A 15,600-nucleotide genomic window follows, 5' to 3' on the forward strand; every position below is an offset into this window, starting at 1 on the left:
ACCCACAAGAACTGTGTTGTGAGGAGTACCGCGAGACATGCCTATTGCCACCCCTGAGGTCTACGCCGAGATGCTGGACAAGGCCAAGCAGAACCGCTTCGCCTACCCGGCCATCAACGTCAGCTCCTCGCAGACGCTGATCGCCGCGATCCGCGGTTTCGCCGAGGCGGGCTCGGACGGCATCGTCCAGGTCTCCACCGGCGGTGCGGAGTACCTGTCCGGCTCGACCGTGAAGAACATGGTGACCGGCTCGGTCGCCCTGGCGGCGTACGCGCACGAGGTCGCCAAGAACTTCGGCGTGAACATCGCGCTGCACACCGACCACTGCCCGAAGGACAAGTTGGACGGCTTCGTCCGGCCGCTGCTGGAGATCTCGGCCGAGCGCGTCGCCCGGGGCGAGAACCCGCTGTTCCAGTCGCACATGTGGGACGGCTCGGCCGTGCCCCTGACCGAGAACCTCGAGATCGCCAAGGATCTGCTGGCCAAGACGGCCGCGGCGAAGATCGTGCTGGAGATCGAGGTCGGTGTCGTCGGCGGCGAGGAGGACGGTGTCGCCAACGAGATCAACGAGAAGCTCTACACCACGGTCGAGGACGGTCTCGCCACGGTCGAGGCGCTCGGCACCGGCGAGAACGGCCGCTACATCACCGCGCTGACCTTCGGCAACGTGCACGGCGTCTACAAGCCGGGCGCGGTCAAGCTGCGGCCGGAGATCCTGAAGGAGATCCAGGACCAGGTCGGCGCGAAGGTCGGCAAGGAGCGCCCGTTCGACCTGGTCTTCCACGGCGGCTCCGGCTCGACCCTGGAGGAGATCCGGGCCGCGGTCGACCACGGTGTGATCAAGATGAACGTCGACACCGACACGCAGTACGCGTTCACCCGGCCGGCCGCCGCGCACATGTTCACGAACTACGACGGTGTGCTGAAGGTCGACGGCGACGTCGGCAACAAGAAGGCCTACGACCCGCGCGCGTGGGGCAAGGCGGCCGAGGAGGGCATGGCCAAGCGCGTCGTCGAGGCCTGCGAGAGCCTCCGCTCGGCGGGTACGGCGATCAACGCCTGACGCTCGGTACTGAACACCTGACATCTGTTGCTCCTGACAGATCTGGGGTTTCGAGGGGCTCACCGCCGAGTGCGGTGGGCCCCTCACTCACATCCGGGCACGGACGAGGTCGAATCGGCGGACGCCGGTACGGCGGGATGCTCGGGCGAAGGTGGAACGGACGCGGTCGATGACGGCCGGTGGATCGTTGAGATCGGCCCAGGGGATCCAGCAGTGCTCGATCGGCAACGGGGCGGACGGGTCGGGGAATGGGGTTGGTGCGGCTGACTCGTCCTCGTCCGGCACGAATTCCTCGTACCAGAAGGGAAAGCGCGGCTCGAACTCGAGCACTGTGCGTTCTTCCGGGAACCAGAGGGACGTGGTCTCGGGCTGACCGGGGTCGGGTGTGTCCGCGTCCGGGGCAGGAAGCGGTGATGGGGTCGGGAAGCCGGCTCCGGCGAGGATGAAGCGCAGACGTGATTCGGCCACCGATGCCGAGTTCGTGCAGGCGAGGGACGTGATCTCGACCGAGCGTTCATTGCCGTGGTCGTGGGCCGCGCGTTTCAGCGAGCGTCTGGTGACGAGACCGGCGTACAGCGCGGCGTCGGCCAGGACCACGGCCTGCGTCTTGGGTGCGGTCGCCGCCACCTCGGCGACCGCGCGGGCGGGGGAGACCATCCGGAGCTTGTTCCACAACTGGATGCCTGGGCCGACTGGGTCGCGGATGTGACGGTGCACGCCGCCGACGCAGCCCGGGCGACCGGCGGGCGCGGTCACGTGCACGCGGGACAGGTCGAGCCCCCAGACCGGTAGGGCATGCAGGGCCGCGGCGGATTGATGGCTGGCGTAGACGTTGGGCCTGCCGGAGCGGAGAACGCGCGACACCTTCCGCAGATGCAGGACTTCTTCAGTGATCAGGATGAGCGACCGGCGCTCGGCATACGTGCCCGGCCGGATCCGGCGCCAGCCGCCGGTGTCCAGCAAGGAGTCGATATCCGGATCGGGGTAACCACAGGCCCGAGCATCAGCCCGAGTGAACACGCCACCCCGAATCGAGGCCATCACAGCAAGTTGAGGGTTCATGCCCTAGAACCTGCCGCGATCAGCCCCCTCCGCGGACCACGACTTCGAACCTGTGGAGAACCTGGGGATCACAGCCGATGCCGAACCCACACGTTCGGCTCCACATACACAGCACACCCGGCCTGGACGTCGCACCGCACGGAGACGAGAGCACCTGGAACCTCGACCAGGCCGTCCTGGTCGAACGGAAGGCTCGTCCATCGACGCCATTCCTCCAGCGATCCGGCGACTACCCAGGACGTCGGAGCCAGGCCGACGATCTCCCCGCCGGCCCGGACATGCGTCCGAAGCCATGGGTCGAACGGCAGGCCGTCCGCGCGAGTCCGGGCGGCGTACTCCTGCATCGACGTACCGCGTTCGAGGTGTTTGTGGCTCGGTCGGACGGGCGCATGGAGATACCCGAGTCCAAGGTCGGTGGCAGCGTCCCGGAGGGCGGCCAGGAGGTGGCCGGCTACACCCTGACCTTGGAGGTCTTGGGCGACGCTGATGTTGAGCGCGCAGGCGACGTCCGGTTCGAGTCCACGCCGGGCGTCCGCGAACGCCCAGACAACCGCCTGTTCCCACCCTCCGGCCGGGAGCTCCGCGCGACTCGTCAGCTGTACGGCGTGGGCGTCGCCGACGACTACACCATCAGTCGTCGCGACCAGGCAGGTCGTTGGGAACGTCTCGAGCGTCTGCCAGAAGTGGGCCTCGGACACTCGGTTGTGGCGCATGAACTCGGGCCAGCCCGCGACGCTGACCTCTGCACCGGCCAGCTCCGGTCGCTCAGCAACTGTGGTGATCTCCAGGAGCCGCCCGGACGGTAGTTCAATGCGCCTGGCAACGGGCATGAAAAAAGCCCGTCATGTCTGTATGACGAGCTCTGCGCGGGTTGGAACCCAGGGTTGCCAGAGGAGCGGCATGCCGGCCTCGGCGGGTGTGCGGTTGCCCTTCCGCTCGTTGCAGGTGGCATGGGCGGCCACGGCGTTCAGCCACTCGGTGCGGCCGCCCCTGGATCTGGGTTGAACATGATCCATGGTGTCGGCGCTGTCGAGGCCGCAGTACGCGCACCGGAACTTGTCACGCCGGAGCACACCGTGCTTGCTGTACTTCATCCGCCCGGCCGCGTAGCGCCAATGGGTGACGACGTACCGGACCAGGCGCAGTACGCGCGGAACCGGAAAAGGGCCGATGGTCCGCTCTCCGTGCGCCTCTTCCACCACTGCGACCTCTCGGACCAGCATCCGGATGGCGTGCTGGATCGAGACGGTGTGCAGCGGCTCGTATGACGCGTTCAGGACTATGACGCTCATCCGGTGCCTCCTTCCGGCCGTAGCTGGGAACCACGGCGGCATTGACGCAGGGTCTCAAGCATCCGTGGCCGGTCGGTGAACGGTCAACGGATTTCGTCAGACGGTCACGTGCCGGTTCGGCTGCGTGATCGGCGAAGATGTGCTTATGGAATTGAACAATCTGCTCTCAGGTCCACCCGAGACACTACTCCCAGTAGACCCGGCCGCGGCGGAACTCGCCGCCGGGGCAGCTGCGGCGGACGTCGCGGCCAAGTTCCCCACGTCCTCGCTGGCCTGGGGCGTGCTGGCCGAGGCAGCCCTGGCGGGCGGCCGCACGATCGAGGCTTACGCGTACGCCCGGACCGGCTACCACCGCGGCCTGGACCTGCTCCGGCGGAACGGCTGGAAGGGCCACGGGCCGGTCCCGTGGGAGCACGAGCCGAACCGCGGGTTCCTGCGCTGCCTCGCCGCACTGGGCAAGGCGGCCGCGCTGATCGACGAGAAGGACGAGGCCGAGCGCTGCGCCACGTTCCTGCGCGACTCGTCGCCCACCGCAGCCGATGCGCTGAGCTGAAACCTGGTTGTCGGGCTGGTGACTCGGCGGCATGATCCGTCGGGTGACCAGCCCGTATGCGCAGGACGGATACAGAGTCGGCTTCGACTGGGGACCGGTCGGTGCGAAGGTGGTCGCCGGCAACCTCGTGGCTGTCGTGGACGTGCTGTCGTTCACCACCGCCGTGACCGTCGCCGTCGATCAGGGCATCGACGTGTACCCGTACCGCTGGCGCGACGAGACGGCCGTTGCCTATGCCAAGCAGTACGACGCTCAGCTCGCGGTCGGCAGGTCCGAGGCGGGTCCGGGGGACATCAGCCTGTCGCCGGTCACCATCCGTCAAGCGCACGGAGTCGAGCGGTTGGTGCTCCCGTCGCCCAACGGCTCGACCATCTCGCAGCAGCTCAGCGACAGCGGCGCCACGGTAATCGCGGTGTCACTGCGCAACCGGGCTGCCGCAGCCGACTGGGTGAATGTGCGGTGCGCCGAGAAGCCGGACCTCAAGGTGGTGGCGATCGCGGCAGGGGAGCGGTGGACGGACGGATCGCTCCGGCCGGCAGTGGAGGACCTCTGGGGTGCCGGTGGGTTTCTGAGCGCCCTGCGGGTGGGCGGGTTGTCTCCGGAAGCCCGAGCGGCGGTGGCGGCGTACGACGCTGTCGCAGACGAGCTGCCTGCACTGCTGCACGACTGCGCCGGCGGTCGCGAACTCACGCAGTACGGCTACCCGGACGACGTCGCGATCGCGGCGGAGGTCGACACCAGCCAATGCGTTCCCGTTCTGAGGGACGGTAAGATGAGCGCGTCAACCTGAGCTACGACGTTACTGCCCGTTGATAGAGCCGGTAGGCGGCGCGCGTCCCCGCTTCCTGCCCGAGATATGGACGGTTGTAGGCGGACTCGGACAGACCGGTGCAGCAGGACGCCCACGGTCGGTCCCCGCCCCTCCGGGCAGCGGAAGGTACTACCGTGCCGGCACTCACCGGACGGATCCGCACGCCCGCAGCGACCTACGCAGAGGTACTGCGTACTCCCGGGGCGTGGAAGTTCTACCTAGCAGCGGCACCGGCTCGCATCGGTATCGCCATGACCAGCTTGGGCATCGTCTGGCTGGTCCACAGTTCCACCGGCTCGTATGCCGCGGCAGGCAGCGTGACTGGTGGCTTCGCAGTCGCTGAGGCACTGGCGGGTCCACAGGTCGCACGCCTCATCGACAAGTACGGGCAGACCCGCATGCTGCCGATCACTCTGCTGGTGCACGGCCTGGCGGTGGCTCTGCTCATCGGCCTCACGCTGCAGTCGGCGCCGCTGCCCGTGCTGGTCGCTGCCGGCGTCCTAGCCGGCGGATCGCTGCCGCAAGTAGGCGCCCAGACCTCAGCCAGGTGGTCGCATGCTCTCCGGGGTAGGCCGGGGCTGTCCTCGGCGTACGCGCTGGAGTCACTCGGCACAGGCGTCGCCTTCATGATCGGCCCAGCCCTGATAGGTACGGTCAGCAGCCTTGCCAGTCCGGTCGCCGGATCGATCCTCGCCACGACTCTGCTCTTGGCCGGCGGCCTGTCGCTGTCTGTGCAACGCAGTACGGCGCCTCCACCGGCAGTGCACGAGCGTGGAACCGGCAGGGCGCGGCTGATGCGCCCAACCTTCCTCGGTCTGATCGGGACCAACATCGGCATCGGTCTGTTCTTCGGCAGCATGCAGGTCTCGGTGACGGCGTACGCACTGAGCACAGGCAGCCCAGGACTCGCCGGACCGCTCTACGGCGTGACCAGTCTGGTCAGTCTGTTCGCCGGACTGGCCTACGGCGCGCGGCGTTGGCGTACTCCCCCGCTTACCCAGCTAGCCATCGCCCTGGCGGGTCTGGCGTTGAGCTGTCTGCCACTGCTCGTCGTCGACTCCCCGCTCCAGGTAGGTCTCGCGTTAGCCCTTCCAGGCTTGGCGATCGCGCCGTTCCAGATCCTGTCGGCAGTACTGACGCAGGCAGAGGTGCACCCCGCCGTACTCACGCAGGCCTTCACCTGGCTCAACTCCGGCTGCGCCGCGGGCATCGCATTAGGCGCAGCCTTCGCAGGCCACATCGTCGACGCCCACGACCCGCACTACGGCTTCCTCCTGGCGTTGCTCTCAGCAACAACCGCAGCCGCAGTCGCCCTCGCACTCAGGGTTGGTAAGCGGTCCCGGGGTCACGAATGACTCCGCGTGGGTAATCATCGGCCTCTCCCACGCGGCGTGCCGGGTGGTCCATCGAACTATGTCGGTCGCGACTGCAAGACTGTCACTGGTCGAGGATTGCATTGCGAGGCTCGGTCGGAGATAGGCTCGGAAGGCCACGCTCAGAGAGGGGTGCGATGACGGACATCTACACCACGCCGCTCCTTACCGCGCGAGAGACGGCGCGCTATCTCAAGATGCCTGAGTCAACCCTGGACAACTGGCTGTCGGACAACTCAGGGGCGTCGCTGGTACACGCGGTCACGCCAGAGCGGAGGGGCTGGCCCAGGGTCCCGTTCGTCGGGATCATCGAGGCCTACGTGCTGCGAACCCTGCGTGATGAACTCGGCTTCTCGATGCCGACCGTCAGGCGGGCGGCCGACCTGGTGAGGTCTGAGTTTGCGGATGCGTACGCCTTGGCGAGCGAGCGGATTGCAACAGACGGCATCGAACTGTTCGTGAGAGTGGCCGACGAGTCCTTGGTGCGCGCGCCGGACCGCCAAGGCGCGTTCCCCGAGGTTCTTGCGGACTATCTGAGGTACATCAGCTGGGATGCCGCCGGAGCCCCTGAACGTCTCAGGCTGCCGCAGTATCCGTCAGAGGCCGAGGTGGTCATTGACCCACGGTTCGGGTGGGGCGCACCTGTGCTGGCCAAGAGCAAGGTTCCGGTCGAGGCGATGGTCTCCCTGTGGAGGACAGGCGAGCCCATCAGCGTCGTGGCCGAGGAGTACGAACTCCCCGCGGATGTAGTCGAGAATGTCCTCCGCCAGGCCGCCTGAGTTCTTCTTCGATCGAAGTCTCGGGAAGGCATCGGCGAATCGTCTCCGTGATCATGGCTGGACGGTGCACCTCATCGCGGAGTTCTATCCCGATGATGCAGCTGACATTGCCGATGAAGAGTGGATCGCCGAGGGCTGCTCGCGCGGCTGGGTCCTGCTCACGAAGGACAAGAAGATCCGCTACCGAGCCCGCGAGCTAGAGGCGTTGGACCGTGGGATTCTCTTCTGCCTGGCCTCAGGCAACCTGACCCTTGATCAGATGGCGCAACGCTTCATAGACGCTGAGGCCGCCATCTTGAGGGCGACTGCCAGAAGCGCTGTCGGGTTCTGGCACGTCCTCGATCGCGGTCGTGTCACCAAGATGTGGCCGTAGGCTTGCTCAGGGTTGGTAGGTGATTTGGCGTTCGGCTGCGGCTCGGGCGGCGTATTCGGCTGGGGTCAGGCCGATTTGCTGCTTGAACTCCTTGGAGAAGTGGGCCTGGTCGAAGTAGCCGAGGGAGGCGGACAGTTCCGCGAGCTCGGCTGCTTCGCCCTGTGCCAGGAGCTCGGCGCCGTCGTGCAGGCGGTAGCGGCGGAGCACCCACTTCGGGCCGACGCCGACGTACCGGCGGAAGAGTCGCTGCAGGGTGCGGATCGGGATGTCGAACTGCTCGGTGATCTGGTCCACCCGGGCCACTGAGCGGTCGGCCGACATCGCGGTCACGATCTCCCGGACCAGCTCGTACGACGGGTCCGGGGGAGCCAGGTGATCGCGCAGGAACGCCTCGAACACCGCACGCCGTCGTACGTCGGACTCCTCGGCGAACATCAGGTCCGCGAGCCGGTCGCCGTCCGGGAACACGGCGGTCAGCGGCAGCACCTGGTCGCGGAACGACGCCACGTCCAGTCCGGTCACCGCACCGAACCCACCGGCCCAGAACTTCACCCCGAACGCTCGCCCGCGGCCGACCAGTTCACGTTCGAACTTGCGCGTGCAGACACCGTTGACGAACGCGCCACCGGGCTGCTCGAAGGTGACGTTGACACTCGGGAACGGCAGCACCTCGGCCGTGTACGGCTCGTCCAGGTCCCACTCGACGATCCAGTACCACTCCACGAAGCGGCCGACCTCGGGCCCTGCGGCGAGGCGGTGGAGTGAGCGGTGCCGGGCCTGCTCACGCGGATGCAGGATGCCCTTCTCGCTCTCCGGCGGAGTCGTCACCAGTGGCTGTCGCTTTCTTACAAGACCGGTACGGCGGTCAACGGATTGACTACCGACATGACGGAGAACACGGTAAACCCCATCCCCGACGGTTATCACTCGCTGACCCCGTACCTCGCCGTGGCGGACGGTCCGAAGGCGATCGAGTTCTACCAGTCGGTGTTCGGGGCCGAGGTGATCAGCCGGCAGGACATGCCGGACGGGCGGCTCGGACAGGCGGAGCTGAAGTTCGGGAACTCGATGCTGCAGCTGAGCGACCAGATGCCGCAGATCGGGCTGCAGGCACCGAACGGCGAGTGGGTGCACTCCTCGCTGGTCCACTACGTGCCCGACGTGGACGCGACGTACGCGAAGGCGGTCGCGGCCGGGGCGAAGCCGGTGGAGGAGGTGCAGACGTTCATGACCGGAGACCGCTTCGGCACCGTGATCGACCCGTTCGGCCACCGCTGGGCGATCCTGACAAAGGTCGAGGACGTGTCCCCGGAGGAGGCCGACCGCCGGGTGAAGGAATGGCTGGCCTCCAACCCGGAGGAGCTGCAGTAGGCGGTCCGGGGGCGCGCTGACCTGCGAGCTCAAGCCGCCGACGGTGCAAGGATGCCGTCATGGACCCCGCCGCCGTCTCCCCCTGGCGCCGACTGACTCGGGCGGTCGTCTACGCGGTTGTCGTCGCCGTCCCGCTGGCGATGCTGGCGTTCCTCGTCCGCACCAAGTACGACCCGCTGGTGACCCTCGACGAGAACCTCATCGTCACCGCAACCGACTACACACGCGGTCACCCACGGTTCCGGTCGTTCGTCGACACGTGGGAACTGATCAGCCAGCCCTGGGTGATGTTCCTGGTCCTGGGCCTGCCGGTGACCCTCTACGTCTGGTTCGGCAAGCACCTGCGGACGCGGGCCTGGTGGGCGCTGGCGACGATGGCCGCCGGCTGGGCGATCGCGGCCGTGCTGAAGCTTCTCGTACGCCGTGCCCGCCCCGAGATCGAGGACCCGTTCGCCCAGCACGCCGGATTCTCCTTCCCCTCCGGTCACGCCACCAACAACGCCATCGTCGTCACCGTGGTCGTGCTGTTGATATGGCCTCTGGTGGGTACCGGTATCCGGAGGCTGCTGGTCGGCCTCGGTGCGGTCTGGGTGATCGTGACGTGTGCCGACAGGCTCTTTGCGGGCGCCCACTTCCTGTCCGACGTCACTGCCGGTGTGTTGCTCGGGTGCGGGCTGACGGCCGCGTCGTACGCGGGCTACCTGGGCTGGAGGCCGCCAACCCCCACCGACAGCACGACGGAAGGTTCAGACTGATGGCGTTCCTCACCCGCTGGCAGGAAGACACGTCCCGACCCACCGCCAAGGAGGCGGGCCGTGACCTGGTGGTCCGCGCACTGGCCCCTCTCGTGGTGTGGTGGTTGGTCGTGGTCGGGATGGGGTGGCTCCTCACCGACGGCCCGCTCAAGGAGCTGGGCGTCTCCGAGGACAGCGTCAGCAAGAGCTTGGAGTCGTCACGCGAGGCGTTCGGTGACGCGGTCACCCTGTTCTTCTCGTGGACGGGCGCGACGGTCAGCATCATCGGCGTGTGCCTGGTCGTGGTCGTTCTGGTCTGGCGGCGGACCAAGCAGTGGTGGTTCGCGGTCGTGCCGCTCATCGCGATCAGCCTGCAGGGGCTGGTCTTCTTCTTCACCCAGCTCCTCATCGTCCGCCAGCGCCCCGACGTCGAGAAGCTGGACAACTCGGCGCCGACCTCCAGCTTCCCGAGCGGGCACACCGGTGCCGCGACCGCGCTGTACTTCACGCTGGGGCTGATGGCCCTGCGGATCACGAACCCGGTGCTCCGCAGCGTGGTGGTCACCGTGTGCGTGGCGATCCCGTTTCTCGTTGCGACGGCACGGCTCTACCGGGGCATGCACTTCGTCAGCGACGTGGTGGTGGCCATCGTCAACGGCTCGGTGGCGGCCCTGCTCGCCTGGTGCTGGCTGCGTCGCGGCGATGTGGAGGATCAGACGCGCGCGTAGCGGGCACGCGCGAAGGAGTACACGCCGTACGCCGCCAGGCCGAGCGCGATGGCGAACAGAATGACCGTGCCGGCGGGCAGGTCCCGCATCGATCGGAGGCCCCCGTCCAGGCCGGTCGCCTTGCCCGCCCGCTGCTGGATCGCGGCCGTGATGAAGAGGACGCCCACGGCCGCCAGTGCGATGCCCTTGCCGATGTAGCCGACCCTGGCGGCGAGGACCACCGACCGGCCCGGGTGCTCCTGCAGATCCCCGAGGAACCGTTTCCGCCAACCCTTGTCCACGTGGTAGGCGGCGATGCCGATGACGGCGACGCCGACCAGACCGACGAGCACCCGGCCACCCGGTGCCTCCATCAGGGTTACCGTGAATTCCTTGGTCTGCTGGTTGGTCGACGTACGACCGCCCGAGGCGAACGTGAAGGACGTCCAGGCGAGCGCGCCGTACAGCACGAGCTTGCCGCCGGCCTTCGCCTTGTCCGACGCCTCGTGCCGGGCGACGAGCTCGGTGAGCTGCCAGAGGGCGAGCAGGGTGAACCCGGCCGCGATCACCCAGAGCAGGACCTGTCCCACCGGCTCCTCGGCGAGTGTCGCCAGCGCCCCCGACTGGCTCGCCTCCTGTCCGCCGAGGCCGAGAGCGATCCGTGCGGTCAGGTAGGCGAGCAGCAGGTGCAGGACGCCGCTGGCACCGTAGCCGAGGCGAGCCCCCCACTCGACCACGGGATGGTCACCGGCCGTGGCTGCGGCCCTCTGCGCCTCGCCGCTCACGTCGCCGGGCCGATCGCCGCTGCTGTTCATGATGTTCTCCCCTCGCCTACGGGTACCCAGCCACCGCCGCTGGTAAGCCTCGCGGGCGCCGTGCAACAGTACGCGGATGAAAGCTAAGGGTCCTGAGGTCGTCGTCGTCGTCGTCAACCCGACGAAGGTCGACCTCGCCGACGTGCGCGAGGTTCTCCAGGACGCGGCCAGGGCGGCGGGCGTCGAGGCGCCGACGCTGGTCGAGACGACCGAGGACGATCCCGGCTTCGGCCAGACGCGCGAGGCAGTTCGCGACGGGGCCGGTCTGGTGTGCGCCCTCGGGGGCGACGGGACCGTGCGGGCGGTGGCGCAGGAGCTCGTCGGCACCGGCGTCGCGCTCGGTCTCCTTCCAGGCGGTACCGGGAACCTGCTGGCCCGCAACCTCGGCCTCCCGGTCGACTCCCTGGCCGAGGCGGCCGCCGCGGCCTTCTCCGGCCACGACCGCACGATCGATGTCGGATGGTTGGTCGTCGACCCTGATGAGAGCCAGCGCGCCGGTGACCTGCGCACCGACGCGGACAACGTCCACTGCTTCACTGTCATGGCCGGGCTCGGTTTCGACGCCCAGATCATGAATGACGCGCCCGAGGGCGTGAAGGACAAGGCCGGCTGGGCGGCGTACGTCGCCAGCGGTGGCACGCACCTGAACGACGACCCGTTCGCGGTCGACCTGGTGGTGGATGGGCGCACCGCGGACGCCGGCCAGGCCCGCACGGTCGTGGTCGGCAACTGCGGCGAGCTCACCGGCGGCATGGTGCTGCTGCCCGATGCCGAGGTCGATGATGGCCGGCTGGACGTGGCGACGGTCAGCCCCGGGAGCCTGACCGAGTGGATCGGGGTGGCCTCGCGGGTGCTGGCCGAGCGGGGCGACGGACCGTCGCTCCGGCGTGATCGGGGTCGTGACCTCACGGTGCGAGTCGATCCGCCACAGCTGTGTGAGGTCGACGGTGACGTGCTGACCGAGGCAGGCCGGCTGCGCTTCGCGGTGCAGTCGGCCTGCCTCGTCGTACGCATCGGACGAGACAGCGCCTGACGGCACGACGACTGTTCTCGTCAGAGCACGAGACAGCGGCCCGCCGGAACCGTCCCCTGCGGCAGTTTCGGCGGGCCGCTGACTAAGAGTGTGCACGCGATCACGCTGAATGGCAAGCCGTCGATTGATGAAACAGCTACTTGAAGTGGGCGTTTCAAGACGGTGAGCAGCAGGCCGGCCAGTGGACCGGGGTCCGGTAGGCTTTGGTCGCAAGAGCCTGGATGCGTTGCCGGATGAATGTCCGGTGAACGTCTCCGGGCTTCACCGTTTCCAGCGTCCGGCAGTCGCGCAGTCGTGAGGCCGTCAGCCGGCGCGTGAAGAGGAGGGCTGAGATGCCCGCAATCGTGCTCGTCGGCGCCCAGTGGGGCGATGAGGGCAAAGGCAAGGCGACCGATCTGCTCGGCAACACCGGCGCCGTGATCGACTACGTGGTCAAGTTCAACGGCGGGAACAACGCCGGCCACACGGTCGTGATCGGCTCCGAGAAGTACGCGCTGCACCTGCTGCCGAGCGGGATCCTGACTCCCGGTGTCACCCCGGTGATCGGCAACGGGGTGGTGATCGACCTCAACGTGCTGTTCGAGGAGCTCGACGCGCTGCAGGCCCGCGGCCTCGACACCTCGCGGCTCGTGGTCAGCGCCGGTGCGCACTTGATCCCGCCGTACAACCGCACCCTCGACAAGGTGACCGAGCGTTTCCTCGGCAGCCGCCGGATCGGCACCACCGGCCGCGGCATCGGGCCGACGTACGCGGACAAGATGAACCGGATCGGCATCCGGGTCCAGGACCTGTACGACGAGAAGATCCTCGAGCAGAAGGTCACCGGCGCGCTGGAGCAGAAGAACCAGCTGCTCGTGAAGGTCTACAACCGGCGTGCGGTCGAGATCTCCGAGGTGCTGGACGAACTGCTCGGGTACGCCGAACGCCTCCGGCCGATGGTGGCCGACACCAGCCTGCTGCTGAACAAGGCGCTGGACGACGGCAAGACGGTGCTGATGGAGGCCGGTCAGGCGACCCTGCTGGACGTCGACCACGGGACGTACCCGTTCGTCACGTCGTCCAACGCGATCTCTGCCGGTGCGTGCACGGGTGCGGGCATCCCGCCGACCCGGATCGATCGCGTGATGGCGGTCGTGAAGGCCTACACGACTCGCGTCGGCGAGGGTCCGTTCCCGACGGAGTTGCTGGACGCGGACGGCGAGTGGCTGCGGCAGCAGGGCGCGGAGTTCGGTACGACGACCGGCCGGCCGCGCCGCTGTGGCTGGTACGACGCGGTCATCGCCCGGTACGCCGCCCGCGTGAACGGCGTCTCCGATTTCGTCCTCACCAAGCTGGACACCCTGACCGGCCGCGAGAAGATCCCGGTCTGCGTCGCGTACGACGTGAACGGCGTACGGCACGAGGAGATGCCGATGACGCAGACGGACTTCCACCACGCGGTCCCGGTCTACGAGGAGTTCGACGGCTGGTCCGACGACATCACCGGCTGCCGCACCTTCGAAGACCTCCCGAAGCAGGCCCAAACCTACATCCGCGCCGTCGAGTCCCTCAGCGGCGCCCGCATCTCCGCCATCGGAGTAGGCCCCGAACGATCCCAGATCATCCAGCCCTGACCCAGCCTGTGTCGGCCACCCCGCTCGTCGGGGTGGCCGGTGCTGTTCTCAGCGGCCGACGCTGTTCTCAGCGGCCGATGAAGGGGAGGTCTCGGATGAAGGGGGCGTCTCGGAGGTCGTTGAGGGTGGGGCGGTCGATGGTGGGGGTTTCGATGGGGGTGCGGGCCCAGGTGGAGCCTTCGCCCTGGGTGGCTTGGTAGAAGGTGAGGACGCCGATCGCCAGGAGTACGGCGGCGATGGTGGCGGAGAGCCAGTGCCGGCGGAAGGTGTTGCGGGCGGCGATGTGGGCTCCGCGGCGGAGTGAGGTGCCGCCGGGGCCCCACCAGGCAGTGACCAGTGCGGTGAGTGCGGCGGAACCGAAGCCGAAGGCTGACAGCGGCTGCCAATCCAGATCGTTGGCTGTGGCGAGCACTCCGGTCACGACAATCCCGACAACACCGCCCATGACGACGGGCAGGATCAGGCACGGGAGTGTGACAAGACCCGCCATGACCAGCTGCAACGGTGTGGACGCTGCGGCGACCACGCTGTCGGAGCGGCCGGACCGACCGCGCATCTGGCGGCGTCGCATCAGCGCAGTACTCGATCGGTCGACGGTCCGCGCGATCACGAACAGCACGATGGTGATGAGCGAACCCAGGCCCGGGTAGAGCGCGATCAGCCCGGTCAGCGCCACCATCAACCCGACGATGACCGCAGTACGCTTCCCGGTCGGCGGAGTCTTCTCCGGCCGAGCCTGCGGCTGCGGCGAACGCTCCTGCGGCCCAGGCTGCTGGTACGGCGGTCCGCCCTGCTGGTACGGCGCCGGCACGGGACTCTGCTGCTGGTACGGCGAGGGCGCCCCGTAGTACGGCGCGATGTCCTGTGGACCGCTCTGATACGGCAACGGCATCGCTGCAGGTGGCGCCGCGGTGGGCGTCGGGCTGTAGTTCACCGGATGAACCGGCGGGGAAGCCGTCGGCAACGGCTGAGCCGCCTTCTTGGCCGCAGCAGCCTCACGCAGCTTGTCGCGGATCGGAGCGAACGCCGACAGCGGCGGAATCACCGACGGCACGAGCTCCGCCACGTCAGTGGGTGAGTGCTCGTCCGACGGCATCTCACGAGTCATCAGCGCGGTCGGCGGGTTCAGCTGCACAGTCTCGGGCGCGGGCGTTTCTCGCGCCGGCAACGCGTCGCGGCCCTCGGCGTACCGGTTGAGCCCCTCCATGATCTCGACCTGCGTCGGCCGGTCGTTCTTGTCGGGTGCGAGCGCCGCGGCGAGCAGTGGCTTCAGTCGCGGGTCGAGTCCGTCGAGATCGGCCTGCCCGCTGTGCACCCGATGGAGCACAGCCTCGAACGGTCCCTTGCCGAACGGCCGCCGTCCGGTGGCCGCGAACGCCACAGTGGCCGCCCAGCCCCACCAGTCCGCCGACTCCGACACCATCTCGCCCGCGATGAGCTCCGGTGCGAGGTAGCCCGGCGTACCGATCACCAGGCCGGTCTGGGTGAGCCGCAGGTCGTCCGCGGCCTGCGCGATACCGAAGTCGATCATCACCGGCTTGCCGTTGAACATCATCACGTTGCCGGGCTTGAGGTCGCGGTGGATCACGCCGACCTGGTGGATCGCCTGCAGCGACTCCGCCAGGCATCCGGCCAGCGGCAGCCACTTGCGCGGGGTCAGCGGCCCGCGTTCGTCGACCTGCTCGTCCAGCGGGCGCCCCGGCACGAACCGGGTCACCAGATAGGCCTGGTCGCCCGCCAGGTCGTGGTCGAGGATGCCCGCCACACCGGGGTGACTCACCTTCTGCAGTGTGGTCGCTTCACGCTGCAACCGGGCCCGTGCGATCGGGTCGTGCGCGACGTGCGGGCGCAGTACCTTGAGCGCGACCTCCTGGCGCTCGGGTCCTTCGGCCAGGTAGACGACACCCATGCCGCCCTGTCCGAGCCGCCGGATCAACCGGTACGGCCCGACCCGCTCTTCCCCCACCTCCTCGACAGGCGCGGAAGGCGGTCCCCCTGTGGCTGACATGCCATCTACGGTA

17 protein-coding genes are annotated in these 15,600 nt (G+C 68.2%); 11 read left to right on the top strand and 6 right to left on the bottom strand.

Annotated elements, in window-relative coordinates:
• The first annotated feature begins 37 nt into the window (after positions 1–37).
• Positions 38–1,063, top strand: coding sequence for a class II fructose-bisphosphate aldolase (gene fbaA / locus OG817_RS39805; RefSeq protein ID WP_406050131.1), 1,026 nt, complete (start codon positions 38–40; stop codon positions 1,061–1,063).
• An 87-nt stretch (positions 1,064–1,150) separates the two neighbouring features.
• On the opposite strand, the gene OG817_RS39810 is transcribed toward fbaA, so the two are convergent.
• From OG817_RS39810 to OG817_RS39820, 3 genes are all read right to left on the bottom strand, one after another.
• Positions 1,151–2,104 carry a type IV toxin-antitoxin system AbiEi family antitoxin domain-containing protein gene (locus tag OG817_RS39810; RefSeq protein WP_406050133.1) on the bottom strand — a complete coding sequence of 318 codons (954 nt, stop codon included), beginning with the start codon at positions 2,102–2,104 and terminating at the stop codon, positions 1,151–1,153.
• Between the two features lie 89 nt (positions 2,105–2,193).
• Positions 2,194–2,955: a GNAT family N-acetyltransferase gene (locus tag OG817_RS39815; protein WP_406050134.1), complete on the bottom strand. Its 762-nt coding sequence runs from the start codon at positions 2,953–2,955 to the stop codon at positions 2,194–2,196.
• Between the two features lie 12 nt (positions 2,956–2,967).
• Positions 2,968–3,417, bottom strand: coding sequence for an HNH endonuclease (locus OG817_RS39820; protein ID WP_406050136.1), 450 nt, complete (start codon positions 3,415–3,417; stop codon positions 2,968–2,970).
• A gap of 145 nt (positions 3,418–3,562) precedes the next feature.
• Between OG817_RS39820 and OG817_RS39825 the strand changes: the two genes are divergently transcribed.
• The 5 genes from OG817_RS39825 (at position 3,563) to OG817_RS39845 (ending at position 7,306) form a co-directional block, all read left to right on the top strand.
• Entirely contained in the window at positions 3,563–3,970 is a 408-nt protein-coding gene (locus tag OG817_RS39825; protein WP_360450165.1) for a DUF3151 domain-containing protein, read from the top strand.
• 43 nt (positions 3,971–4,013) lie between these two features.
• Positions 4,014–4,760 carry a 2-phosphosulfolactate phosphatase gene (locus tag OG817_RS39830; protein ID WP_406050137.1) on the top strand — a complete coding sequence of 249 codons (747 nt, stop codon included), beginning with the start codon at positions 4,014–4,016 and terminating at the stop codon, positions 4,758–4,760.
• A 155-nt stretch (positions 4,761–4,915) separates the two neighbouring features.
• Entirely contained in the window at positions 4,916–6,136 is a 1,221-nt protein-coding gene (locus OG817_RS39835) for an MFS transporter (protein WP_406050138.1), read from the top strand.
• Positions 6,137–6,291: 155 nt separating this feature from the next.
• On the top strand, positions 6,292–6,933 hold the full coding sequence (locus OG817_RS39840; protein ID WP_406050140.1) for a DUF433 domain-containing protein: 642 nt from the start codon (positions 6,292–6,294) through the stop codon (positions 6,931–6,933).
• Positions 6,911–7,306 carry a hypothetical protein gene (locus tag OG817_RS39845; protein WP_406050142.1) on the top strand — a complete coding sequence of 132 codons (396 nt, stop codon included), beginning with the start codon at positions 6,911–6,913 and terminating at the stop codon, positions 7,304–7,306. Before OG817_RS39840 ends, OG817_RS39845 begins: the two co-directional genes overlap by 23 nt.
• 6 nt (positions 7,307–7,312) lie before the next feature.
• Here OG817_RS39845 and OG817_RS39850 read toward each other — a convergent pair whose 3' ends face one another.
• Entirely contained in the window at positions 7,313–8,134 is an 822-nt protein-coding gene (locus OG817_RS39850; RefSeq protein WP_406050143.1) for a DUF6597 domain-containing transcriptional factor, read from the bottom strand.
• Positions 8,135–8,191: 57 nt separating this feature from the next.
• On the opposite strand from OG817_RS39850, the gene OG817_RS39855 reads away from it, so the two are divergent.
• The 3 genes from OG817_RS39855 to OG817_RS39865 are packed head-to-tail and all read left to right on the top strand — an operon-like array spanning position 8,192 to position 10,139.
• On the top strand, positions 8,192–8,677 hold the full coding sequence (locus tag OG817_RS39855) for a VOC family protein (protein WP_396392883.1): 486 nt from the start codon (positions 8,192–8,194) through the stop codon (positions 8,675–8,677).
• Between the two features lie 59 nt (positions 8,678–8,736).
• Complete coding sequence (locus OG817_RS39860) at positions 8,737–9,432, top strand: phosphatase PAP2 family protein (RefSeq protein ID WP_406050144.1); 696 nt, start codon at positions 8,737–8,739, stop codon at positions 9,430–9,432.
• On the top strand, positions 9,432–10,139 hold the full coding sequence (locus tag OG817_RS39865; protein WP_406050145.1) for a phosphatase PAP2 family protein: 708 nt from the start codon (positions 9,432–9,434) through the stop codon (positions 10,137–10,139). Before OG817_RS39860 ends, OG817_RS39865 begins: the two co-directional genes overlap by 1 nt.
• Here OG817_RS39865 and OG817_RS39870 read toward each other — a convergent pair.
• The gene (locus OG817_RS39870; RefSeq protein ID WP_406050147.1) at positions 10,124–10,933 is read right to left on the bottom strand and encodes a DUF1206 domain-containing protein; all 810 of its coding nucleotides are present in this window, start codon (positions 10,931–10,933) and stop codon (positions 10,124–10,126) included. The genes OG817_RS39865 and OG817_RS39870 overlap by 16 nt on opposite strands.
• A 76-nt stretch (positions 10,934–11,009) precedes the next feature.
• On the opposite strand from OG817_RS39870, the gene OG817_RS39875 reads away from it, so the two are divergent.
• Together OG817_RS39875 and OG817_RS39880 are read left to right on the top strand one after the other, a co-directional pair.
• Positions 11,010–11,966 carry a diacylglycerol/lipid kinase family protein gene (locus tag OG817_RS39875; protein ID WP_406050148.1) on the top strand — a complete coding sequence of 319 codons (957 nt, stop codon included), beginning with the start codon at positions 11,010–11,012 and terminating at the stop codon, positions 11,964–11,966.
• A 332-nt stretch (positions 11,967–12,298) separates the two neighbouring features.
• Positions 12,299–13,579, top strand: coding sequence for an adenylosuccinate synthase (locus OG817_RS39880; protein ID WP_406050149.1), 1,281 nt, complete (start codon positions 12,299–12,301; stop codon positions 13,577–13,579).
• Positions 13,580–13,646: 67 nt separating this feature from the next.
• Here the strand turns inward: OG817_RS39880 and OG817_RS39885 are convergent, their stop codons facing one another.
• Entirely contained in the window at positions 13,647–15,587 is a 1,941-nt protein-coding gene (locus tag OG817_RS39885; protein WP_406050150.1) for a protein kinase domain-containing protein, read from the bottom strand.
• Between the last annotated feature and the right edge of the window lie 13 nt (positions 15,588–15,600).

This window comes from Kribbella sp. NBC_00889 (assembly GCF_045207705.1).
Taxonomy (GTDB): Bacteria; Actinomycetota; Actinomycetes; order Propionibacteriales; family Kribbellaceae; genus Kribbella.